This is a genomic window from Mariniradius saccharolyticus AK6 (assembly GCF_000330725.2).
GTDB classification, from domain to species: domain Bacteria; phylum Bacteroidota; class Bacteroidia; order Cytophagales; family Cyclobacteriaceae; genus Mariniradius; species Mariniradius saccharolyticus.
Map to the genome: position 1 here is coordinate 230444 of NZ_AMZY02000009.1, position 23577 is coordinate 254020.

At 46.7% G+C, this 23577-nt stretch carries 20 protein-coding genes; 9 read left to right on the forward strand and 11 right to left on the reverse strand.

Annotated features, from left to right (window positions below):
* The first annotated feature begins 94 nt into the window (after window positions 1-94).
* Both hisF and hisIE read left to right on the forward strand, forming a co-directional pair.
* A complete protein-coding gene (gene hisF / locus C943_RS08815; protein ID WP_008626730.1) occupies window positions 95-853 on the forward strand; it encodes an imidazole glycerol phosphate synthase subunit HisF in 759 nt (252 codons plus the stop codon).
* Between the two features lie 31 nt (window positions 854-884).
* Window positions 885-1490 (forward strand): bifunctional phosphoribosyl-AMP cyclohydrolase/phosphoribosyl-ATP diphosphatase HisIE, encoded by a 606-nt coding sequence (gene hisIE / locus C943_RS08820; protein WP_008626731.1) that lies wholly within the window; start codon window positions 885-887, stop codon window positions 1488-1490.
* Between the two features lie 291 nt (window positions 1491-1781).
* Here hisIE and C943_RS08830 read toward each other — a convergent pair whose 3' ends face one another.
* From C943_RS08830 to C943_RS08855, 6 genes are all read right to left on the reverse strand, one after another.
* Complete coding sequence (locus C943_RS08830; RefSeq protein ID WP_008626732.1) at window positions 1782-2330, reverse strand: GNAT family N-acetyltransferase; 549 nt, start codon at window positions 2328-2330, stop codon at window positions 1782-1784.
* Between the two features lie 35 nt (window positions 2331-2365).
* Window positions 2366-3367: a bestrophin family protein gene (locus tag C943_RS08835; RefSeq protein WP_040479757.1), complete on the reverse strand. Its 1002-nt coding sequence runs from the start codon at window positions 3365-3367 to the stop codon at window positions 2366-2368.
* 86 nt (window positions 3368-3453) lie between these two features.
* Window positions 3454-4287, reverse strand: a complete 834-nt coding sequence (locus C943_RS08840) for a hypothetical protein (protein ID WP_008626734.1) — start codon at window positions 4285-4287, stop codon at window positions 3454-3456.
* Window positions 4288-4290: 3 nt separating this feature from the next.
* Window positions 4291-5235, reverse strand: coding sequence for a Smr/MutS family protein (locus tag C943_RS08845; protein ID WP_008626736.1), 945 nt, complete (start codon window positions 5233-5235; stop codon window positions 4291-4293).
* On the reverse strand, window positions 5232-6536 hold the full coding sequence (locus C943_RS08850) for a cryptochrome/photolyase family protein (protein ID WP_008626738.1): 1305 nt from the start codon (window positions 6534-6536) through the stop codon (window positions 5232-5234). The genes C943_RS08845 and C943_RS08850 overlap by 4 nt, the downstream gene beginning before the upstream one ends.
* Before the next feature lie 26 nt (window positions 6537-6562).
* Window positions 6563-11206, reverse strand: coding sequence for a translocation/assembly module TamB domain-containing protein (locus tag C943_RS08855; RefSeq protein WP_051069553.1), 4644 nt, complete (start codon window positions 11204-11206; stop codon window positions 6563-6565).
* A gap of 13 nt (window positions 11207-11219) precedes the next feature.
* On the opposite strand from C943_RS08855, the gene tsaD reads away from it, so the two are divergent.
* From tsaD to C943_RS08875, 4 genes are all read left to right on the forward strand, one after another.
* Complete coding sequence (gene tsaD, locus C943_RS08860; protein ID WP_040479766.1) at window positions 11220-12224, forward strand: tRNA (adenosine(37)-N6)-threonylcarbamoyltransferase complex transferase subunit TsaD; 1005 nt, start codon at window positions 11220-11222, stop codon at window positions 12222-12224.
* 124 nt (window positions 12225-12348) lie between these two features.
* Window positions 12349-12819: an SsrA-binding protein gene (smpB, locus tag C943_RS08865; protein WP_008626745.1), complete on the forward strand. Its 471-nt coding sequence runs from the start codon at window positions 12349-12351 to the stop codon at window positions 12817-12819.
* 58 nt (window positions 12820-12877) lie between these two features.
* Window positions 12878-13384, forward strand: coding sequence for an HNH endonuclease (locus C943_RS08870; protein ID WP_008626755.1), 507 nt, complete (start codon window positions 12878-12880; stop codon window positions 13382-13384).
* A gap of 65 nt (window positions 13385-13449) precedes the next feature.
* A complete protein-coding gene (locus C943_RS08875; RefSeq protein WP_040479769.1) occupies window positions 13450-15954 on the forward strand; it encodes an ATP-binding response regulator in 2505 nt (834 codons plus the stop codon).
* A gap of 8 nt (window positions 15955-15962) precedes the next feature.
* Here C943_RS08875 and C943_RS08880 read toward each other — a convergent pair whose 3' ends face one another.
* The 3 genes from C943_RS08880 to C943_RS08890 form a co-directional block, all read right to left on the reverse strand.
* Window positions 15963-17309, reverse strand: a complete 1347-nt coding sequence (locus C943_RS08880) for a sigma-54-dependent transcriptional regulator (RefSeq protein ID WP_040479771.1) — start codon at window positions 17307-17309, stop codon at window positions 15963-15965.
* Between the two features lie 81 nt (window positions 17310-17390).
* The gene (locus C943_RS08885; protein ID WP_008626758.1) at window positions 17391-17708 is read right to left on the reverse strand and encodes a hypothetical protein; all 318 of its coding nucleotides are present in this window, start codon (window positions 17706-17708) and stop codon (window positions 17391-17393) included.
* Between the two features lie 41 nt (window positions 17709-17749).
* On the reverse strand, window positions 17750-17908 hold the full coding sequence (locus tag C943_RS08890) for a hypothetical protein (RefSeq protein ID WP_157198491.1): 159 nt from the start codon (window positions 17906-17908) through the stop codon (window positions 17750-17752).
* A 284-nt stretch (window positions 17909-18192) separates the two neighbouring features.
* On the opposite strand from C943_RS08890, the gene C943_RS08895 reads away from it, so the two are divergent.
* Entirely contained in the window at window positions 18193-20076 is a 1884-nt protein-coding gene (locus C943_RS08895) for an amidophosphoribosyltransferase (protein ID WP_008626760.1), read from the forward strand.
* A 49-nt stretch (window positions 20077-20125) separates the two neighbouring features.
* Here C943_RS08895 and C943_RS08900 read toward each other — a convergent pair whose 3' ends face one another.
* Complete coding sequence (locus tag C943_RS08900; protein ID WP_008626761.1) at window positions 20126-20479, reverse strand: response regulator; 354 nt, start codon at window positions 20477-20479, stop codon at window positions 20126-20128.
* A gap of 189 nt (window positions 20480-20668) precedes the next feature.
* On the opposite strand from C943_RS08900, the gene C943_RS08905 reads away from it, so the two are divergent.
* Together C943_RS08905 and C943_RS08910 are read left to right on the forward strand one after the other, a co-directional pair.
* Window positions 20669-21721, forward strand: a complete 1053-nt coding sequence (locus C943_RS08905; protein ID WP_008626762.1) for a M42 family metallopeptidase — start codon at window positions 20669-20671, stop codon at window positions 21719-21721.
* Between the two features lie 60 nt (window positions 21722-21781).
* A complete protein-coding gene (locus C943_RS08910; protein ID WP_008626763.1) occupies window positions 21782-22294 on the forward strand; it encodes a glutathione peroxidase in 513 nt (170 codons plus the stop codon).
* A gap of 10 nt (window positions 22295-22304) precedes the next feature.
* Here C943_RS08910 and C943_RS08915 read toward each other — a convergent pair whose 3' ends face one another.
* Window positions 22305-23366, reverse strand: a complete 1062-nt coding sequence (locus C943_RS08915; RefSeq protein ID WP_008626764.1) for an alkane 1-monooxygenase — start codon at window positions 23364-23366, stop codon at window positions 22305-22307.
* Window positions 23367-23577 lie beyond the last annotated feature (211 nt).

Here is a 23577-nt window from a genome sequence, read left to right on the forward strand (position 1 = left end):
AATTTGGGCTCCCTACCCAATAGGCGGGGAGCCTTCTTTTTTGAAGAGGGTATGTACCATGTCGATTTGTACATGGGGATTTTGAAAATCGATTATGCTGACCAAAAGAATCATCCCCTGCCTGGATATCAAAGACGGCAGAACCGTGAAAGGCGTGAATTTTGTGCAACTCCGCGACGCGGGCGACCCCGTCGAACTGGCGAAAGTCTATTCGGACGAAGGTGCGGATGAACTGGTATTTCTCGATATCACCGCGACGGTCGACAAGCGGAAAACCTTGACCGATTTGGTTACCAAAGTGGCAAAGGCGATCAATATTCCCTTTACGGTCGGCGGGGGAATCTCGACGGTCGAGGACGTCAAGGTGCTCCTCGGTGCCGGCGCCGACAAGATTTCGATCAACTCTGCCGCGGTCAAGAACCCACAGATTATCAATGAAATGGCGCTGGAATTTGGTTCGCAATGCGTCGTCGTGGCGATCGATACCCGCAATGTGGATGGGATTGATTTTGTCCATACCCATGGAGGCCGCAAGCCTACCTTGCTGCGGACACAGGCTTGGGCCAAGGAAGTGGCGGACCGGGGTGCGGGGGAAATCCTCCTGACGTCCATGGACAACGACGGTACCAAATCCGGTTTCGCCAACGAAATTACCGCGGAGATTTCGGCAGCACTGTCCATTCCCGTGATAGCATCAGGTGGTGCGGGAAATATGTCGCATTTCAAGGATGTTTTTACCTTTGGAAAGGCTGATGCCGCATTGGCTGCCAGTATTTTCCACTTCAAGGAAATACCGATTCCTGACCTAAAAGCTTACTTGGCAAAGGAGGGAATCAGCATGAGAATTCAATGAGCCGCAATTGGCAATCGAAAAGACTTATCAGATGGAAAAACTGGAGATAGATTTTGAAAAGGTAAACGGGCTTGTACCCGCGATTATCCAGGACGTGGATACAGGTGCCGTGCTGATGTTGGGCTATATGAACCAAGAGGCGTTGGATCAAACCCTCGAGACGGGCAAGGTGACATTCTACAGCCGCACCAAGGAGAGGTTATGGACAAAGGGTGAGACTTCGGGGAATTTCCTCTTGTTGAAATCCATCAAGCTCGACTGCGACAACGATACGCTCTTGATCCAGGCAAAACCCGTCGGTCCCGTCTGCCACAAAGGCGATGATACTTGCTTTGAGCAGGAAAACAAAAGCAAGACCCATTTCATCGACCACCTGCGCGGCATCATCAAGGACCGCAAAAACAATCCCAACCAGCAATCCTATACAGCATCTCTGTTTGCCAAGGGCATCAATAAAATCGCCCAAAAGGTAGGAGAGGAGGCAGTCGAGATCGTCATCGAAGCCAAAGATGACAACAAAGAACTGTTTTTAGGCGAGGCGGCCGATTTGCTTTTCCACTACTTGGTTTTGTTGGAAGCCAAGGGCTACGAGCTCGATGAGGTGATGGATGTGCTGATCAAACGGCACCAAAAATAAGGGAGAAAGCCGCCCCATCATTCATGATTCAGTATTCGGCGTTCATCACCTGCCCACCGCAGGCGGGTTCGAAATTCTTTTTCCTAGAATATCGAATGTCGAATACCGATCGTACAACACCCTTTCTAACCCGGAATCGAAATGTTCCATCATTCATGATTCGGTATTCGGCGTTCATCATTCGAAATTCTTTTTTTCCTAGAATATCGAATGTCGAATATCGAACATCGAATATCGAAAAACCAATAACCAATAACTTATAACCAATACCAATAGCCAATTCCCAATTCCCTACCTCCAATCCCAAACCACGATACACCAAATCTGCCCATCTTCGGCTTCATAGCGGGCTATTTCCTGGAACCCAACCCGCTCGTGGGCGCGGAGTGAGCGGCCGTTCATGGCGTTGATCTCGGTCACCACCATTTCGAAATTTTGCGAGTGGACCTCCCGGTAGGCCTGATAAATGGCGTCGAAGATGCCCATTCCCCGATAGTCTTTGCTTACACATACCTGCCCAACGACCAAAAAGCGGTATTCGCTGAGCCTTTTTCCATCGTATTCCAAGGACTCTAGCATTTCAAACATCGGCATCAATTCGGGAATGTCATATTTGGTGTCCTCTGTCATCGCAAGGACATATGCTGCTATCGTATCGCCGTATTTGGCGACCACATGCGGTGCAAATCCATGCATTTTGGCCAGAGATTCGACGTCATGCCTTGCAAACACAAAGCCTTGGTCGAGGTCTTCCAGGTTGGTGATGTGATTTTCTTCCTGCAATTCAAGGATGCCCTCGAGGTCTTCGACGGTTTGGGCGGTTTGGATTTGGATCGACATGGCGTGGGGGAATTATCTGCGAATGTACGGCCTTTTTACATCAAAAATCCGTTTTCGACGGGATAGGGTTCGGGGATATTTTCGTCCTTTAGCATTTCACGCAGGTCGATTTCGATGGACCTCGTGATTGCTGAGATCGGGATGTCGTTGTAGGCGCTTTCGAAGGGATTTTCGGAATAGTCGCCGATCCTTTCCATCAAGAAAAATATCCAAATGATCAGTCCTGAAAACGGAATAGTCATCCACACCCAGAGTTCATTGCTGGCTTCAAAAATATCCAAGAGCCCAAACGGAATCAGGGCGCAAAAGAAATAGTTCATCCACAATGCGACTGAGGCATATTGTCTGGGAAGGGGAAAGTTTTTGATCCGTTCACAAGTGCCTTGGTTGTCATAAAAATTGCCGATAAGCTGGTGAAACCATACCTGCTTGTAGTCCGAGATCAGGCCCTCTTCTTTCAGTGCGGCGAGTTCCTCGGTTTGCTTTTTCAGGATCTGGACTGGAATATTCTTGACCTTAATAAAACACTCTAGTTCATCCGCCGCCAGATAGGGAGCCAGTTCCTTGGCCACACCATCTTCCATGATTTTGGCGTACTGAGGGACGAAAAAAAGATCCTTTGGCCCATACTTGTGTTCCCAGGATTTTCTGGTGTCGCGCAGAAGTCTTTTCAGCGCGATTGCCCAAGCCAAATGCCTGTAAATGATGCGTTTTTTTCTTGCTTCCAAATCGCCGTGCGAACCCTTATCGATCAGGCTCAGGATTCCGGTGGCAAAGGTACGGCTGTCATTGACGATCCCACCCCAGGCTTTGCGCGCTTCCCATGTACGGTCGTAGGAGGAGTTGTTCTTGAAGCCGAGGTAAAAGGCCACTGCAATACCGATGACACTGATAGGTTCCCAAGGAAGTGTGAAAATCGCCCAACCGGTAAATTTATACAGTAAGGTAACGGCTGTGGCATACAACATCCCCCTGATAAACGATTTTCGGGACCATCTAAAAGTCATCCAAAGACTGTAATTTCTTTTGGTGTACATGGTACAGGGTTTAAGGCGAAGTCAATAAAAAGATAATTTATCGTAAAAAACCTGTCAATCCAAAATCGCATCCCGCCGATACATTTCTACTCCAAAATCCGCTCAAACAATTGCTTGCATTGGGATTCCACTTTTTGGGTATAGGTTTTTTTGTTTGCCTGAAGTTGGGAAAGGAGCTCTAGGTATTTCTTCGAAATATGCTCACGGTCGGCAAGAAAACCGGTCAGGTGCTGCAGAAATAGGTGGTTTTGGTACCAATCGTTGAGGGAGCGTTGCAATTCAGCCATTCGGTCGTGGACTTCCTGCACAAAGATCGAGTTGAATCCCGATTCGATCCTGAGGTTTTCGAGCGCCGTAATCACCCGTAGCCCCTCGTAGATGTCCTTCAGTGCCCCACTTGTCAGTTTTTCTTTGTTGTCGAGGTTAAAAAACTCCAGTTCCTCGTTGATGATCTGAGTGGTAGAGGTGTTGATCATCAGTGGCTTCAGTCCCTTGCTGTACTGATGGACCTCCTCAAATAGCTGCTCCCAGACCTTGAGCGGCGTGGCTACTATTTGGTCGTACACGTCAGTGTAAAGGATCGACTTCTCGTTTTCGAGTTGTTTTCTGTAAGAGTTAAAACTCAGGTTGTTTTTTTCCTCGATTTCATCGAGTTGGCGCATGATGAATTTGAGGTGTTTGGTCTTTTTCAGGCCTTTGAAAATCTTTTTGAAAGGGGAAAATAGCTTGAATTGGAGCTTTTCCTCTTCAAAGTATATCCGCGACAATAGATCCGTGTATATTTCAAGGAATATCAATCTTTGCTCCAGCTCCATGGCTTTCTTTCCACGGTACTTTTTCCCAAGTGCGAGAAAAGCCTCCTTCGCATCTGCGTACTGCTGGGCAAATAATCTGAATACAGGGGATAGTTTTCCGATCATGGCTCAAGAAATTCTTACCAAAGTGGCGCCATAACCGAAGCGGTCTTTCTGGCTGTCTTGAAAATACTTAATATTTCCCATTTGGCTGAGAATCTTGTGGATTTCTTTTCTCAGTACGCCGTTGCCTATGCCATGCACAAAAGTGATCTCATCCATGCCGGAGGCAATGGCTTGGTTCAGGTTGGTTTCGAATGTCTTGAGTTGCAGCCTGAGCATTTCTGAATTGCTCATTTTGGAATGGTCTTCGACGAGCTTCTCGATGTGCAGGTCGATTTCGCGAGGCGGTTTCTTGAAGGTGGGCTGCTCGACCATTTTTCCCTCGTTCAATTCGGCATTGAGCTCCTGTACATTGATTTCCTTGGTGTTTTCCGAAAGCTTAAAAACATAGCCATTCTTTCCAAGGACGGGGATTTTGCCTTTGCTCCTGAAGAAAGAGCTAGCCTTGAACTTGATCCGCCGTTCGATCGAGGGAAGCTGTTTTTCGATTTTTTCATGGATCGGAAAAAGCTGCACCAAAAGCATCGGCCATTCTTCGAAGTCCGCAATTGATTTCTCGCCAACCTTCATGGAGCCGTTCGGGCCAATTTTGTCAGCCAAAAGCGTCTTGCAGTTTTCGCCGAAAATCTCTGCAACCAGTACGAAATAGGTCCGTACGCTGTCGTTGCAGATGTAAATGCTGTGGTCCTTGTCGTTAAGCGGGATGTAGCCCAAAAAAACGCCTTCTCCGCTGACTGTGCCGCCGTCCAGAACGGATGGGGTTTGGCTGGGAGCTTGCGCGCCGCCGAAATATTGCTTTTCTACAGCAGAAACTACGACGACCTCACGCCGGTGGACGGGAATACGGAATCCGTCTTCGATTTCTATTTCCACCATTCCCCCGGACGAAATCTTGGTGATTACTCCTGATTCGTTGCCATGAAGGATTCTTACTTTGTCGCCTATATTCATGTTGCCTGCAGCGCCGCCTGATATGTGTCGATGGCTCTTTGTCTGGCAAATTTATGATCTACCATCGGTTTTGGATAGTCCGACGTGCCAAATTCTGGTATCCATTTGCGGATATATTTCAATTCTTTGTCAAATTTCTCCGTTTGGGATTCGGGATTGAAAACCCGAAAGTACGGCTGGGCGTCTGTACCAGTGCCCGCCGCCCATTGCCATCCGCCATTGTTGGAGGAAAGCTCAAAGTCGAGGAGTTTCTTTGCAAAATACGCCTCACCCCATCTCCAATCGATCAAGAGGTGTTTTGTCAAAAAACTCGCCACGATCATACGGACACGGTTGTGCATGTAGCCAGTTGCGTTGAGTTCTCGCATACCGGCATCCACGATCGGGAATCCGGTTCTGCCATCACACCATTTTTTGAAATCTTCCTCTGATCTCCTCCAAGTAATTTGGTCGTAGGCTGGCTTGAACGCATGGTCTACGACTTGTGGGTTGTGGAAAAGAATCATCATATAAAATTCCCGCCAAATCAACTCGTTGAGGTAAGTCTGATTGAGTTTCACAGCTTTGAGTGCGAGCTGCCTGACTGAAATCGTGCCAAAACGCAAGTGGACCCCAAGTCGCGAAGTGCCTGCCACTGCAGGGAAATCCCGGGTTTTGTCATACTTGGCTATCAGGCTTTCATCCACTTTCAAAGGGGGAATCGTGATTTTGCTCCGCTCAAATCCCATCTCTTCCAAACTCGGAATCGGAAGGGGAGAGGTCTGGTAGAAGTTGTTTTTTCTGGCGTCAAGCGCCAAAGTTTGGATGTTGGATTTCTGAAAACGATCCATCCAAGCCCTGCTGTAGGGTGTAAAAACTTTATAAAAGTCACCACTCCCGTTGAGTATCTCGTCTTTTTCGAATATGACCTGATCCTTGAAGTCCAAGAATTGGATTCCTTTTCTCTTCAGGAGTGCCGCCGCCGCTGCGTCACGCTCTTTGGCGTAGGGTTCATAGTCCCTATTGGTGTAGACGACTTGGATGTCATAGGTCTCCAACAATTCCCGGTAGACATCCAAGGGGCTTCCATATTTCACCAAAATACTACTGCCAAAATGCTGGAGCTCTGATGATAACCGTTGAATTTGGTCGTGAATGAAAGTGACTCGCGCATCGTCTTTGTCCTCAAGTTTATCGAGGATGTTCCTGTCAAAAACAAATAGGGGCAAGACATTTTTTTCCTGTTGGTAGGCGTAAAAGAGTCCGGTATTGTCCTCTAGCCGAAGGTCTCTTCGAAACCAAAATAAGCTGACTTTTTCCATCAAGGGTTTATTTTCAGCTAATCAAGTCAATTCTTGCTTGAATTGTTTTTCTCTTTTTCTTCTTTTCTGGGAAGTCCGAGCGGTTGGTCCGTCTGCAGGTCGAGTGGATTGACTCTTTTGTCGAGATTTTCCAAGGGGATATTGTTCCAATTTTGGTCTTCCTCCATCTGATACCTGAGAAAATCATCCGTGTCGTTGATTCGGAGCTTTTCATTTTCTTTTCTCCGGATTTGGTTCCATAGCTCCCCGAAGGAATTGAACTGGATGTTTTGGGAAACTGAAACCCCATAGGTAGCCACATTCCGTGTCAGGGAAAGGGAGGTGAAGGTGTTGAAGTTGTTTCTGTTGTAAATCCGCATGCGGTAGCGTCCGTCTTCGGTAATCATGTATTCGGCCTGCCAGTCACCGGCGATACTGTTAAAGTCGGCGTTGCCACGCATATCAGTGAAGCCACCGTCCCGACTCACCCGCAGCCTGCCGTCAAGGAAAGTATATGCCACACGGAGTTGGAAGGTTTCCAAGGCATTTTGGTCGAGATTTGCCAAGTCCAAATCGACCTCCAAGTTTTGGTCCACCTGGGCGATGAAGCTGTTGAGTTGGGAGGAAAGCAGTTGGCTGAGGTTGGACGTAGCAATATTGCCCACGCCGCTGAACTGCCCTTCTGGTGACAGCGCACGCATCATGATGACCGAGAAAACCTGTCTATTTTTCTCCTGCTCGTCATTGGCGATTCGGTTTTGGAATGCCGAAATGTAGGTCTGCAAGTTGCCCTCCTTTGGAAACTCGTTGAAGTCAAAGTTGAAGGTGATTTCCGGAGAAAGGAGATTTCCCTTTAGGTTCATGAGCACTTTGAGCGGAAACCTGCGGCGCATCATCGGATCTTCGATGGTAGCGTTTTGGTTGGATTGGAGCGCTTGCAGATTGACATTTTCCTGATAAAAGGCCTTGATGTCCATGATGCCTTGATAGGGGTCGCCAAACCAACTGATCCGTCCGCCAGGCTCCACGATAAATTCCTTTCTGATCAGGTTATAAAGCGAGAAGTTATACCGAGCCTCGGAGATTTCATAGTTGCCGGACATGGTGAAATTTCCCTGCGTATCGATGTTCATGCCAAGCACGCCACTGCCTTTTCCTTGGATACTTTCTCCCGTCCGAGGATCGATTTGGATTTCGACATAGGCGTCCGGCGTCACGTCAAATGTGAAATTCATCCGGAGATTGTTGATTGCAAGTTGTTCGACCTGCTCTTCAAATTGGACAAGTCTGCTGGTGTCTCGGACGTTGATGATTTTGATATATTCCTCTTGGGCGACTGTAGTCGTGGACCCAAAGGGAATGTAAATCCTGGTATCCGGCATGGACGTGGCCCGTGCGGTGATGTCCAAGTTGTTGGCTGCGCCGAATACATTCAAGGTTCCCGTGGCGTAGGCTGTTCCATAGAATGTGTCGTTGTCCTTTGAGCCTGTGTTGAGCACCTGGAAATTTTCAAGGTTGGAACTTATATCAAGGATAAAGTCAGAAAAATAATCATGGGAAATACCTCCCCGAAGGCGAGCCCGATTTCCCCGCACATCCCGAAGCACAAGCTCACGAAAACTGATTTCGTTTGTATTGAAAAGGATATTTCCGTCCACGACGTAGAACGTGTTGAGATAGTTGATCAGGAACTTTCCGCCTTCCAATCTGCCAGTGCCCATCACTACGGGGAAATTCAAAGTTCCGTTGATGACCAAATCGCCCGTCACCGTACCACCGATTCGCGTCAGGTAATTGGAAATGAAGGGTTCCAAAATGGACAAGTCTGCTTCATTGAGTTTGGCGTTAAGTTCCAGTCCATCATCCAGACTGCCCAAATAACCGTCTACGGCTATGACCTTTTTGCCGTTTCTGGTATTGCTCAGTTCAATGTTGACGCGTTTGTTTTCGATGTAGGTCGCGGCGTCGATTTCGCCGACCAAGAAACCGTTGACATGTAAATCCTCGATAAACAGCTGGCCGAGAAGCTCCGGGACGTCATATAAATTACTCAAACCAAAATTTCCGTTTGCATTGCCCCGGTATTCGCGTGTACTCAGGGTATTGATAAAATCAACATTGACGTCATGGATTACCAGTTCCAAAACATCTTTTGGATTCGGAGAAATCGTACCGTTCAGGGAAAGGTATTGATCGGCGTTGAAAAGCTTCAGGTTGTCAAAAAGGACGGTTTTGTCAGCAACAATGATCTCGTTGTCTGAATCAAATCGCCAGATTTTGTCCAGTATTTTCAGTTCAGAGGGCTGAAAAACGATCGAGGTGTGGTCTTTGAAAAGCGTGATATCATTCTTCACACGGACATAGCTCCCTGTTCCCAATTGGTCCTGCTCATAGGACAAGTCTATCGACGAGCCATCCCAAATAGCCTCTAACGCCAGGTTGTTGAATGTCAATCCGGACGACAATTCCTGTTTTTTCGAAAACAAATACAAGGAAGCCAAAACGTCATCGGCCTCGTTGAGCTTGGAAGTATTGAAATCGAGATTTGTATTGTACAGCAGGTTTCCATTAAAATACACCGTATCGATGCTGGAGAAAAAGTTGAAAACCGTATTTTCAGGTGTTTGGTAAAAAGCCCCTTCGATGATCGTGTTTTTGGAAATTGTGGCGCGCGGTTCGAGCAGATTGATGATGGGATTGATGTCGATGAAATTCAGATTGATGTCAATCTGATAGGGATCGATCTGTTTTTTTGATTTGGTTCTTGGGGTAAGACTGTTGTTGGTGAGAATGTTGATATAATCGTCCGATAATTCGGCCAGGTCATCAATCAGTTGGTTGACTTTGAAGTTTCCGGAAATTCCCGCCACCAGCAAATCTGAATTGAGCCTGATGGCGCGGAGGTCATCCGTAAACAAGGATTGGAAAAAGAAATTGTCCAAATAGAGATTTCGCCCCTCATAGCTGAAGTTTATTTCGCTGAATCTCGCAATGCCTTCCACATCGTCCAAAGTGATTCCCCGGGTGTCGAGGTCGACTTTGCCACTTACGAAGGTTTCTTTCTCCACCAGCTTTATCTCGTGCAGAAAAGCTGTATCAACCTGAACCTGCAATCTCACAGAATCTTTCCCATCCCTTAAATCCAAAACTCCGGACATTTCTCCCTTGAGATTTTGGTCGTTGACTTTTAGTTTCCCGGAGAAAAGGTCTTTTCCATAAGTCGCATCGGTCGTAATGTTTTTGAAATCATAGCCATTTATTCCCGCACTTTTGATCTCTGCATCCACCTGCAGGAGGGCGGTTTCCGCTGTCAGGCCTTTGCCCTGGATATTGCCGGTCATCGTGACTTTTTGGAATTTTTCAGGGTCTTCGACGAGCACGCCTACATCGAGATTTTGGAGTTCGAGGCGGCCGCTATACGTGGGTTCGTTGTTGACCGTTTGATAATTCAGCCTACCAATGGCATTTCCGATTCCTGTCCGAAATCTTCCATTGGCTGTGAAGTAGTGGAGGTAACCGGAAAAATCCGAGTCAAACCGGATCGTCCGAAACTTATTGAGTTCCTTTCTCGCCGGTTCGCTGATGTAGGGTGCAAGGTCATTGCTCGTGAGGACGGAATTTTGCAGCGAAAGCTCAAAAAACGAGTTGTCCAAATCCGGCAGGCCATCGATTTTGAACTTCCCAAAAAGCGCACTTTGAGTCCCAAACCTGATCAACAATTCTTCCGAGGAGAGATTGTCGACGGTTCCTTCGATTTCCCCACTTAGGTAAATGCGATCCTCGTAGTTTGGGAGGTTTTCCGCAAAATATCGCAAATCCTGGATGTTTAGGGCCGTTTCCTCCAATCGTGCCAAAATCGTCACCCGCGAATTGAAATAGGAAAGCGAGGCCACGGAATCATAGCTGAATTTGAGGTAGTTTTTTACCTCGGTTTGATTGGATCTCAAAAACAGATCATCAAACTCCATGAAAGTCGGGGTATAGGTGAAAACGGTCTTGAGCTGTTGGAAGACAAGTCCCGAAGTCAACTCTTCGCCTCGCATATAATTCACCTTTACGCCGATTTCGGGGCCTTGTACGTAAAACCCGTCTGCATCGGCGATCAGGTCCCTGAATTTGAGGTTGTTGAAATCGAAACCCTCGGTGATCGGGATCGCCCCATAGTTGATGATATCAAGGGAGGTTTTGTCGAGGTGGATGTTTTCGATGCTGAACTTCGAAGGTTTTTTGTTTGGATCCCTGGGTGCACGTGGAAAGAGGTCATTGATTCTAGCTATAAATTCTGCGAGGTTTATAAACGACTCGTCTGCATGGAAAAGTAGCCGGACGTTTCCTTCTTCAAGTTTGATCTGATCTATGGATGGGTTTTGGGTATTTAATAGACTACGAATCGAAAAGTCGATGTAAACTTCCCTTAAGTCAACCATCAAGCTGTCATGGTGATCCCTGACTACCACGTCATTGAGGCTGACGGCATCCCACCACCTGATTCGGACTTTGGAAATGCTCGTCTGGAATTGGGTGTTCTTTGTGATGAATTCGGTGAGCGCCTTTGTTATCCGAGTTTGCACAAATGGGATTTGGATCGAAAGCGCGACGAGTAGGAAGAGTATCAGGACAAAAAGGACGAGCCTTGATAATAGCCGAAAGGCTTTGATCAAAAATTCCGTAACTTTGGGGCTCTTTTCCAAGGACTACACGCGAATGAAATTGAATATTCTGGCTATTGAGTCTTCCTGTGATGAAACGTCGGCGGCAGTAATTTCTGATGGCAAAATACTTAATAATATCATCGCCACGCAATCCGTACACGAAAAATATGGGGGAGTCGTTCCGGAGCTTGCTTCGCGTGCACATCAGCAACACCTGATTCCGGTCGTGCATGAGGCCATGCGATCTTCCGGCCTGCATAAGTCGGATTTGTCGGCCATTGCATTTACCAAAGGCCCAGGTTTAATGGGATCCTTATTGGTCGGAGTGTCATTTGCAAAGGCGATGGCGTTTAGCCTGGGGATTCCGCTCATCGAAGTCAACCACATGCAGGCACATATCCTTGCGCATTTTATCGAGGACCCAAAGCCGAACTTTCCGTTTATCTGCCTCACAGTCAGTGGTGGTCATACGCAACTTGTACTCGTTAGGGGTTATTTGGATATGGAAATCATAGGCGAAACGACCGATGATGCGGTAGGAGAGGCTTTTGACAAGACGGCGAAGCTGATGGGATTGCCTTATCCTGGAGGTCCTTTGATCGACAAGTATGCCCAACTCGGGAATCCCAAGGCGTTTCAGTTTCCCATCTCGGACATGCCGGCGCTGAGTTTCTCATTCTCCGGTATCAAGACTGCCGTGATGTATTTCCTACGTGACAACCTAAAGGAAAACCCCAAGTTCATCGAGGAAAACCTTCATGATATCTGTGCCTCTATCCAATACACACTGATCAAAACGCTGATGCAAAAGCTCAAAAAGGCAGCGAGAGAGTACAGGATAAAAGAAATTGCAATCGCGGGAGGGGTTTCAGCCAACTCGGGACTGAGGCAAACGCTTCAGGAAGAAGCCAAGAAATTGGGTTGGAACACCTATATTCCCAAGTTCGAATACTGTACCGACAACGCCGCGATGATTGCCATGGCTGCGCATTTCAAATATTTGGCAGGAGAGTTTTCCTCCATCGACGTCGTGCCTGAGGCGAGAATGAGTTTCTGAGTGGCCGGGTAAGAGTTGTTTGGTATTCGTCATTCGATATTCCAAATTTTGATTAAAAAAGTAAGAAATTCGAACATCGAATACCGAAGGCTTTTGTCCCATTAAAAAAATAAGGATTCACTTCATGAGCAAGGACACAAAAAACAAATTCGACAAGATCATCAATATAAAAAACAAGAAGGCCTCATTCGAATTTGAGTTCATCGATACTTTTGTGGCCGGATTGATGCTCAGCGGTACGGAGATCAAATCCGTACGAGAAGGAAAAGTTTCCTTGACGGAGGCGTATTGTTACTTTCGCCGGGGCGAGCTTTATGTTAAGCAAATGCATATTGCACCCTACACCATGGCTGCGAGTTACAACCACGACCCGGTACGTGAGCGGAAATTGCTCCTCAACAAAAGGGAATTGGAGAAGATGGAAGCTAAATTTGCCGAGAAGGGGCTTTCCATCATTCCCGTACGGGTATTTATCAACGACCGTGGCCTCGCCAAGATGGAAATCGCACTTGCCCGTGGCAAGAAGATTCACGACAAACGCCAGGATATCAAGGAAAAAGATGTCAAGCGTGAACTTGATCGAATGAGATTCTGAAAAAAACAATCCCGCCAAACAACGGGTTTTTTGCCCTAATGAATTTATATTAGGAGCTATGGAAAAACGTGTTTTGGTTTTGAATTTGGATCATAGTCCGGTTGCGGTCGTGCCCGTTCAAAAGGCGTTGGTCCTGACATTTTTGGACAAAGTAAGTTGCCTGTCTTTTTATGAATCCCTCATCATCCGAACCGTGACCAAAGAGTACCGCTACCCCGCGGTGATCCGTCTCAACGAGTACCGAAATATCCCCTACAAGGGCGTTTTGCTAAATCGGGCCAACCTTTTCAGACGTGATGGGCACGAATGCCAATATTGCGGTTCCCGGAAACACCTGACAATCGACCATATCATTCCCCGTTCCAAAGGTGGCAAGACCAATTGGTACAACCTCATCACTGCCTGCCACAGGTGCAATGTGTACAAGGGAGATAAGACACCCGACCAGGCTGGGCTGGCTCTGAGGACTGAACCATTTAAGCCGACACTCTCTTTTTTCTTGGCTGATTACGCCGAAAGGCATGCGGAAGAATGGATTCCTTTTTTGGATGTGAGGACAGTTTAGGAACTGCTTCCAGCGATTTTTCTTAACTTGGCCTTTATATTCGCTTTCCTTTTCAGCCCTTCCAAGTGTTAAAAAAGAGAAAATATCAACTCGGCAACAAAGTAGTCCTTGGGTTCATCTTGGCTGGTTTGCTGGTGCTTGGCGTCAGCATCATCACATTTGTGAGTATCCGCAAGCTTCTTATGACCGTCGAAAACCTCACCGAGCCAAATCAACGGCTCTCGCAGTTGAACGGGCTCCTGGCGGACATTTACCTCTTGGATGTGACCAAGACCGAGAGGACTTCCGATCGTGACTCCACCTTGGAAGCGACGCTGAGCAGTGCCAAGTCTCGACTGGAATGGCTCAAGGACAATGCTGCGGATTCTGCCGAGTACCAGACATTCGAACAGGTCGGGCTTAATATCGCCGAGATCATGGTCGTTTATGCTGGCTTGGAGGAAGTGCGGTACATCCTCACCAACAGGAATTTTTCGGAGGAGGCACTCAAGAATATTGAATTGAGGACCAAGCGACAGCAGGAATTGAACGAGTTGGAGTTCTTGTCCCGAGTCAAAACGAAGCAAAAAAGTGAAAATTCCGGAAGCAAATCCTTTGGAAATGAAGACCCGTTGAGCGACTTCAGCGCAAGAAACGAGTTGGATGTGCAGGAGGAGTTGATGGAGATCGTGCGTGAGATACAGGCAGAAAGCAAGGCTTCAGCCAGGCCGAAGGCCAGGTCAGATTCAGCGATTCAAGCAATCAAGACAGTGGTCGAGGAAATCTATCAAGATGAAAAAAGACAGCAGAGCAATTTCATCGCCCTGGAATCAAGGTTGATCGAGAAAAACAAGGAAATCTATGCCCAGATACAGGGTGCGATTTCGACTCTTCAACAAGATCTTTTGACTGAATACAACGATCAAAACCAATCGGCCTATAGGCTGACCTACACGGTGTCGATTGTGTTGGGATTTTTGGTTTTTCTTGGGGTGGTCGGTTCCTTGGGCTTCATTTTCAGCATCCTGAAAGAGGTCAACCAAGCAAATACTTATCGCGAAAAACTCGAAGAAGCCAAGAAGAAGTCCGATCAGCTGGCCAAGGCAAAGCAGGACTTTTTGGCAAACATGAGTCACGAAATCCGCAATCCTTTGCACGCAATTCAAGGCTATCAGCGCGCGCTCGACCAATCGGGGCTCAATGCTCAACAAAAGGAATTTGTGGAAATGATCGGCTTTGCCTCACGGACACTAATTTCTATTGTCAATGACATACTCGACTTTTCGAAACTTGAGGCTGGCCACATCAACGTGGAGCGGGCACCTTTCGAGCCTTTCAAGCTTTTTCTGTCGCTGAAGAGTTTCTATGACTTTAAGGCTGAGGAAAAAAGACTGGGCTTCAATTGGAATATCGATTTGCCAAAAAACAAATGGCTGCTCGGCGACCAATTGCGCCTCAATCAGATATTGAACAACCTTTTGAGCAATGCCTTCAAGTTCACATCGGAAGGCAGCATCAACGTCAGAATTGGATTTGAGGAGGAGAAATTGGTGCTGGAAGTAGCGGATACCGGCATGGGCATGGGCCCGGAGGTCAAGAAAAATCTCTTCAAAGAATTCAATCAGGGCGATGCTTCCATCACAAGGAAATTTGGTGGTACCGGCCTTGGTTTGGCGATTATCCGAAAATTGATCGATCGCTTGGGCGGAACTGTCGACGTTTGGAGTGAAATCGGGGTGGGGACAAAGGTGACGGTGCAGCTTCCTTTTGAAGTCGTAGATCCCGTTGAGAAGGAGTTGTCACAGGAAGTGAATTATGATCTGTCGGGTTTGAATGTGCTCGTGGTGGATGATGATACGGTTGGACTTAAGTTGATGAGACTGCTGCTGGAATCTGCAGGGGCAACGGTTATCGACTTTGCTGGAGGCTTATCCTGGCGGGAAAACTTCAAGCAAGTGCCCTTGGATCTCGCGATTTTGGATATACAAATGCCCGAAGTCAGCGGATTGGATGTGCTTAAAGCATTGAAATCGAATAAGAAGTACAAGAAACTCCCAGTACTCGCCATGACAGCCAATGTATTTGCTAATGAGAAAAATTCACTTGGGGAGCAGGGTTTTGACGGGGTAGTTTTGAAGCCCTTTGATGAAAAGTCCTTGTTCAGGGAAATTGATAAGCAACTGATAATCAATAAAAAAATAACGATTTCTGACAGGTCTATTGGAGAAAGTGCGGCCGACAAAACCAAGTTTTTTGACCTGAAAGATATAAGGAAGTTCTGCTTGGGAGACGAGCAGCTCATGCAGGAAGTCATCCATGATTTGATCCAAAACACTACCACGGACTTGGATACGCTCCGGGAAGCATTGGCAACGTCCGATTATTCCAAAATTCGGGAAATCTGCCATCAATTGGCAAGCAGACTGGCCCAGATCAAAGCGCCATTTTCGGGAGAGGTTCGCGAAATCGAGTTGGCGATCAGCGAAAATCGCATTGAAGGCCTGGGTCGGAAGTTGAAAAAAATCTTCCCTGATTTGGAGCATTTGCTCGCCCAACTGCATGCCAAGTATCCTGAGGCGATTGGGAAATAGCAACGAATTTATCCTTGCTGAGAAATCCGGAGTTTTGCCAACTTGTTATACAATGTTTTCCGATCTATGCCTAATAACTTCGCCGCAAGTGACTTGTTGTTGTTTGATTCTTGCAGTGCTTTGCGGATCAGGTCGGATTCTTGGCTCTCGATTTTTAGCGCTTCAGGTCCTTCGATTTCAATTTTAGAACAATTGGCATACGCTATTAACTCCAAGGGCAGCAAGTCCTTTTCGAACATCGAACCCGGAGCGAGGAGAACTCCCCGCCTGACGATATTTTTCAATTCCCTCAAATTGCCTGGCCAAGAATAAGACTCAAATATTTCCTTTACGGCAGGGGCAAAATCCGTGACACTTTTTCCCAAGCGCACATTGCTTTGGTTCACAAAGAATTCAGCAAACTGCATGATATCCTCTCTGCGTCGGCGCAGCGGCTCCAAGATGATCTGAAATTCGTTGAGTCGGTGAAAAAGGTCTTCACGGAAGCTGCCATTTTGAATACCAGATCGGATGTCTTCGTTTGTTGCGGCGATGATTCGGATGTCAAGTGGTATCTCCGTGTTGGCACCAATCTTTCGGATTTTTCTTTCCTCTATTGCCCTGAGTAATTTGACCTGCACTTCGTAGGACAAGTTTCCAACCTCGTCCAAAAAGATAGTTCCGCCATTGGCGAACTCAAAGTGACCAGTCTTATCATCCAAAGCACCCGTAAATGAGCCCTTTAGATGACCGAATAATTCAGAGGCAGCGAGTTCCTTGCTGAGTGCCCCACAATCCACCGCGACGAATGGCTTGCTGCTGCGGGGAGATTGGAGATGAATTTTTCGCGCAGCATATTCCTTTCCAGTACCGGTTTCACCTAGAATCAAAACGCTGAGGTCGGTAGCTGCTACGATTGAAATATGCGCATCAATTTGTTGCGAGGCCCGACTTTTTCCCACCAGGTGATCTTTCGGATCAGGTGCTTCATTTTTCTTGGATTGGGGATTTGGTGTTTCCTGCCGCAGCGCATCCCTCACGGTGGCCAATAATTCGTCCGGATTGATCGGCTTGGTGATGTATTCAAACGCCCCAAGTTTCATGGCCTTTACGGCTGTCCTGATATCGATATAGCTTGTGATCAGAATGAAAGGAAGCGTATCGTTCTCATTCAAACTTGTCTCCAAAAGTTGCAAACCGGTACCGTCGGGCAGTCTATAGTCCACAATCACCAAATTCGGTTGTTCTTTGCCAATCAACTGTAAACCCTTGCTGACGGAATTGGCAGAAAGCACCTCAAAATTGTTCCTTTCAAGGAAAGTCTTGATGATCCTGGAATAGCTGAGATCGTCTTCGACGAGAAGTATTTTAGACATGGTAGGTAAGTTGGACTTCCCATCAAACAAAAAAGGCACCAGAAATGATCTGATGCCTTTCAATTAGGTAAATTGGATTGGTTATTCCTTGATTTCGGTGCCGTCAGCCTTGAATTTTTTGGTCAAGTCGCTGCCGTTTTCATCAAAAACTACCTTGAAGTGGGCCTCGCCTGATGGATCTACGATTTGCCAAGCTTCCTTGATTTGAAGTCCTTTAAGGCTTTCATTGTTCATGATGGTTGCCTTGATTGGATCCGGAAGTTGCTCTGGATCTAACTTGGTCTTCTCCTGGTCTTGTGCCATTTCAGTTGCCTGTGACAGTGCTGATTCCTGCGCGAAGACTGGACTTGCAGCTAATCCTGCTGCGAAGATAATTCCGAAAAAGAGGTGCTTTTTCATGGTTTTTGTTGGTTTAGGTTAGAAATTGTTTTTTGTTTATCTCAGGGCACATACAGTCTGTGCTCTAATTCGAGTGCATAAAACTCGCTTTCCGCCTCAGGGCAATGCTCCCAATATTTGGTACTTACCTTTCCGTAAGCCAAGATCGAAAGAATCATGATATGAAGTCCGAGGAGGAAAACCGTGAGTGTTTTTTTCATGCCAAATAGGAATGCACGCACCATGCCGAAATCAAAAAGTGCCCAGAAACGCCAGAATTGGGGTTTTGGGTTTTTTCGCTTGTGGAAATCTTCCACATATGTGGAGTTTTACCACACCCCAATCGTAGAATAATGGGGTCGAAGGGTGCTGGATTTTCTGCGAGAAATTTCCCAAATGATTTTCGCCCTTTCACAAAATATTGTTTAGACAGAACTTTTTTTACTTCAATTAACTTCTCAAAAAGCGCTACCTTTGTGCTCTCCAATATAACTTCACCACCCCCATGAGTGACCAAATCAAACACGAATGTGGTATCGCGATGATCCGAATGAGGAAAAACCCTCAATACTTCATCGACAAATACGGTTCACCCCTCTATATTCCCAATAGGCTTTATGTGTTGATGCAGAAACAGATCAATCGTGGTCAGGATGGGGCTGGTGTGGCAAACATCAAAATCAATACGAAGCCTGGGACAAGATATATTAGCCGTTATCGCTCTATTGAGCCCTCTGCGGTCAATGAAATTTTTGATAAAATCCAGAAGAAATATAAAAAAGCCAAAAAGCAGGGAGGGGAAGATGCCATCTTGGACGCCGACTGGCTAAAGGAAAATATCGCGTTTACGGGAGAAGTTTGGTTGGGTCATTTGCGGTATGGCACGCACGGCGAAAACAGCATCGAGACTTGCCATCCCTTTTTGAAACAAAACAACTGGCGAAGCCGGAACTTGGTCATGGCGGGCAACTTCAACATGACCAACGTGGAGGAGTTGTTCAGCAAGCTCGTCCAACTCGGTCAGCACCCAAAGGAAAAAACGGATACCGTGACCGTCATGGAAAAAATCGGCCACTTCTTGGATGAGGAGAATCAGCGGCTTTTTGACAAATACAAACTGCATTACACCAACGAGCAGATTACCCATGTCATAGAAAACGAATTGGATGTCGCTCGGATTCTCCGCCGCTCTTGCCGGGATTTTGATGGGGGATATGCCATGGCAGGGATAATTGGGAACGGTTCCAGTTTCGTGGTCCGGGATCCATCGGGCATCAGGCCTGCATATTATTACGCCGACGAGGAAATCGTCGTCGTGGCGTCGGAAAAGCCGGCGATCAAATCCGCGTTCAACATAGACTACAAGCAAATCAAGGAAATCCAGCCTGGCCACGCCTTGGTCATCAATAAGGACGGATCATTTGCGGAGCATGAAATCCTCCCCGCGAGAGAAAAGAAATCCTGCAGCTTCGAACGCATCTATTTTTCCCGAGGCACCGACCCTGATATCTATCGGGAGAGAAAATTACTCGGAAAGGCCTTGATCCCACAAGTGCTGAAGGCTATCGATTTTGATTTGAAGAATACCGTTTTTTCCTATATACCCAACACCGCCGAGACAGCTTTTCTTGGAATGATTGAAGGGCTCGAAGATTACCTTTCAGCGAAGCGGAAAGAGGTGTTGTTGGACGGGAAACCTCATTTGGAAGACTTGGAAGCGCTTCTGAGTTTCAGGCCAAGAGTTGAGAAACTCGTCAGCAAGGACGTGAAGCTCAGGACATTCATCACCAATGACTCCGACCGTGATGCGATGGTGGCCAATGTATACGATACCACTTATGAAGTCGTACGCGCCGGAATCGACACTTTGGTGGTGATTGACGACAGCATCGTGAGGGGAACGACTTTGGAGAAAAGTATCTTGACAACACTCGATAAACTAAACCCCAAACGTATCATCATCGTGTCATCTGCGCCTCAGATTCGCTTTCCGGATTGCTACGGCATTGACATGTCGAGGATGAAGGAGTTTGTGGCCTTCCGCGCCACGGTAGAGTTGTTGAAGGACCGGGGAATGTCTTACCTTTTGGAAAAGACCTATGACCAATGTACGTCTCAGCAGATTTTGACCGAAAACTATGTGAAAGCGATCTACGAACCTTTCACCGACCAAGAGATTTCCGACAAAATCGCCGAAATCATTACCTCAGATGAAATCAAGGCTGAAGTGAAGGTTGTGTTCCAAACTGTCGAAAACCTTCACAAGTGTATTCCAGACCATTTGGGCGACTGGTATTTTACGGGAGATTTTCCTACCTCGGGCGGAATGCGTGTCGTGAACAGGGCATTTGCAAACTATATGGAGGGCAAAGCCGTCAGGGCGTATTAGGATAGCCTTTCACTTAGAAATTCAAAAAATCTTAAGGAATAGGTGGTAGCTATTGGAGACGGTTGACTACTTCCAGGAGCTCTTCAGGATTGATTGGCTTGGAAATAAACGCGTCGGCACCTGCGCCAATGGCTTTTGCCGCGGCTTCTTCCCCAAATCGGGTCATCAGCACGACCTTTGCCTTCGGACTTTTTTCCTTCAACAAAGTCAATACGTCCAGTCCATTCATGTCCGGCAATCTGTAGTCCAGGATTGCCAACTCGAAATGGTCGGCTTCCAAAATCTGAAGCGCGTCTTTTCCGTTTTTTGCGTCTGAAACCTCAAAACCGTTCTTGTCGAGAAATTTTGAGATCAACTTGCTGAACACAATATCGTCTTCAACGAGCAATAATTTTTTTCCCATATCTCTAATTGTAGGTTTCAAATTAACTATTTGTCCGAGTGCATTCAAGGAATAATTTCCGATTTATACCAATGGCGGATAGCAGTGTTCAATATTCATTGAATATGTATTGGATTAAAATCCCGGTTTCAATATTCGTTGAATTTGAGCAAATTCGCAGGCTAGCTTGAAAAACCAAACCCAAACGATATGGATGTCAATGTGACTTTGCTCAAACAAATCTGCGAAACGCCTGGCGCCCCGGGCTATGAAAAAAGAATCCGGGACCTTGTCGTTTCTTTGGTGACTCCCTTGGCAGACGAAGTCAAGGCCGACAATCTCGGCAACGTTATCGCCATCAAAAAAGCAAAGGAAAACCCAGAAGGCAAGCGGGTGATGGTCGCTGCCCATATGGATGAGATCGGATTTATTGTGACCCATATTGATGACAAAGGATTCGTACGGTTCCATACCTTGGGTGGTTTTGACCCAAAGACTTTGACGGCCCAGCGTGTGATTGTTCACGGAAAAAAAGACCTGATTGGCGTGATGGGCAGCAAGCCAATCCACGTGATGACGGCAGAGGAGAAAAACAAACTGCCGCAAACCACTGATTTCTTTATCGACTTGGGTATGACCAAGGAGGAGGTAGAAAAATACGTTACGGTCGGAGATCCCATTACCCGCGATCGCGAGTTGATCGAAATGGGTAATTGTGTAAACTGCAAATCCATTGACAACCGCATTGCAGTATATATTTTGATCGAGACACTGAGGTTGCTGGAAAACCCGGCCTATGATGTTTACGCTACATTTACCGTGCAGGAGGAGGTAGGACTTAGGGGCGCCAATGTGGCCGCCCATGGCATCAATCCTGATTTTGGGATTGCATTGGATACCACGATTGCTTTTGATGTGCCTGGAGCACAGCCACATGAAAAAATCACCGAGTTGGGCAAAGGCACTGCAATAAAGATCATGGATGCGTCCACCATCTGCGACTACAGGATGGTAGCTTACATGAAAAAGACAGCCGACACCCATCAAATCAAATGGCAGCCCGAAATCCTTACTGCGGGCGGAACTGATACCGCTGGAGTACAACGTATGGGTAAGCAGGGCGCTATCGCTGGGGCGATCTCCATTCCGACCAGGCACCTGCACCAGGTCATTGAAATGGCACACAAGGAGGACATCATCCATAGTGTCAGCCTACTCAAGGCCTGTTTGGAAGATTTTGGAAAGTATGACTGGTCCCATTAGGAAACTTTTTCCCAGCTTATCCAAACATTTTCGGATTCTAGAGACTTCATTAAAAAAACGATGTCCATGCAATCATTTCACGATTTCTCTGCCAAGACACTTCAAGGAAAGGAAGTTTCCATGGCTGATTTTAAAGGGAAAAAAGTACTCGTCGTCAATACCGCGAGTAAATGCGGCCTGACCCCCCAATTTGAAGGTCTTGAAAAATTATACAAAAAGTACCAAGACAAGGGATTGGTGATCCTTGGTTTTCCCTGCAACCAATTTGGAAACCAAGAACCTGGTGATGAAAAATCCATTGCCCAAGGCTGCGTACTCAATTATGGTGTGACTTTTCCCATGTTTGCCAAGGTGGACGTCAATGGCGACAACGCTCATCCAATCTTTAAGTACTTGAAGAGTAAGTTACGCGGAATCTTTAGCTCCCGAATCAAATGGAACTTCGCAAAGTTCCTAGTGGATGAAAAGGGAAGACCTGTGAAGAGATTTTCCCCTTGGACCAAACCTGAAAGTATCGATGGATATTTGGAAAAGGTCTTCCAAAAATCCTCCGAAAAAATCGCCGAAAAGTAGTCTGGGAGCATCAAACCTCCGCTATTCGCTGATTTTGCTCCAGCCTTTGATTGATCACCGCGAACCAAAGCGGGGGAACCAAGGCCATAAGCATGCTGCCGGGATATCCCGTGGGCAGCTGTGGACTTTCGTCCATGTGGCGGAGAATTTGGTATTTACGCGACGCGAGGTAGTGGTGGTCGCTATGTCTCGTCAATTCAAACAACACAATTCGCCCCATTTCATGGTCTGAATTCCATGAATGAATCGGTAAAACCCGCTCAAAATTCCCATTTGGAAGTTTTTTTCTACGGAGTCCATAATGCTCGATGTAATTGATGGTCTCCAGCAGTATTACGCCAATGAGCGCAACAGCCAAAGCGTAAGGCACGACGGTTAATCCGAAAATCAAACCAATCGTGGTTAAATAGGCGATTTGGTAAATCTGGAAACGCAGCATCTCATTTTGCCAGGACCAGAATTTTTGTCCTTTTCGTTCCAGAAGCTCCCCTTCTAACTTCCATGCGTTTATATATTGTCCGATAATCGACCGCAGGAAAAATGCGTAAACGGTTTCGTTTTTTCTTGCGGTTGCTGGGTCTTTGTCTGTCGACACGTGCTTGTGGTGGCCGCGATTATGCTCGATAAAAAAATGCTGGTAAAGTACGGGAAGCAGTCCCCATTTCGCCAACATTTGCTCCCAAGGATTTGAACGATGGCCGAGCTCATGCGCTACGTTGATACCAAGTGCGCCCAGTACGATCCCGATGCTGACCGTGAGCCCCACCACTTCCATTCCTGTTAGCCCTCCTTTTTGGATGACGCCAAAATATCCGGCCAGCAGCAAATAGCAGATCGGCGCACAGGCGTAGAGCAACACATCGTAAATCCGATTCTTTAATCTGGAAACTTCCTCCTCAGGACTTGGGTTTTTGGTCGAAGCGGGGAGAATCGCATCCAAAACAGGGAAAATACCAAATGCCAATATCAAAGTGGCCCAAGACCATGCACCTTGCCATTCGAGCGCAAGCCAAGCCGAAAGAGGGATGGTGTAGGCTGTCAGATATTTGAGATCTTTTGCTTCGAAATTCATTTTCTAACCCAATGATTCAATCGAGAATTCTGTTCTTTTCTCAGCCTCAAGGTAGTCATTTGGCCCGTTTCATGCAATTGACCGATGATTTAACAAGAGGATGATACAAACTAGATCAAAGATTCGATTTTTTGATAGCTTGAAAAATTGCTAAATAGATATGATTCGCACGATCAGGGTGCCCTTTTTTTCCGGATGAAGATGTTTCCCT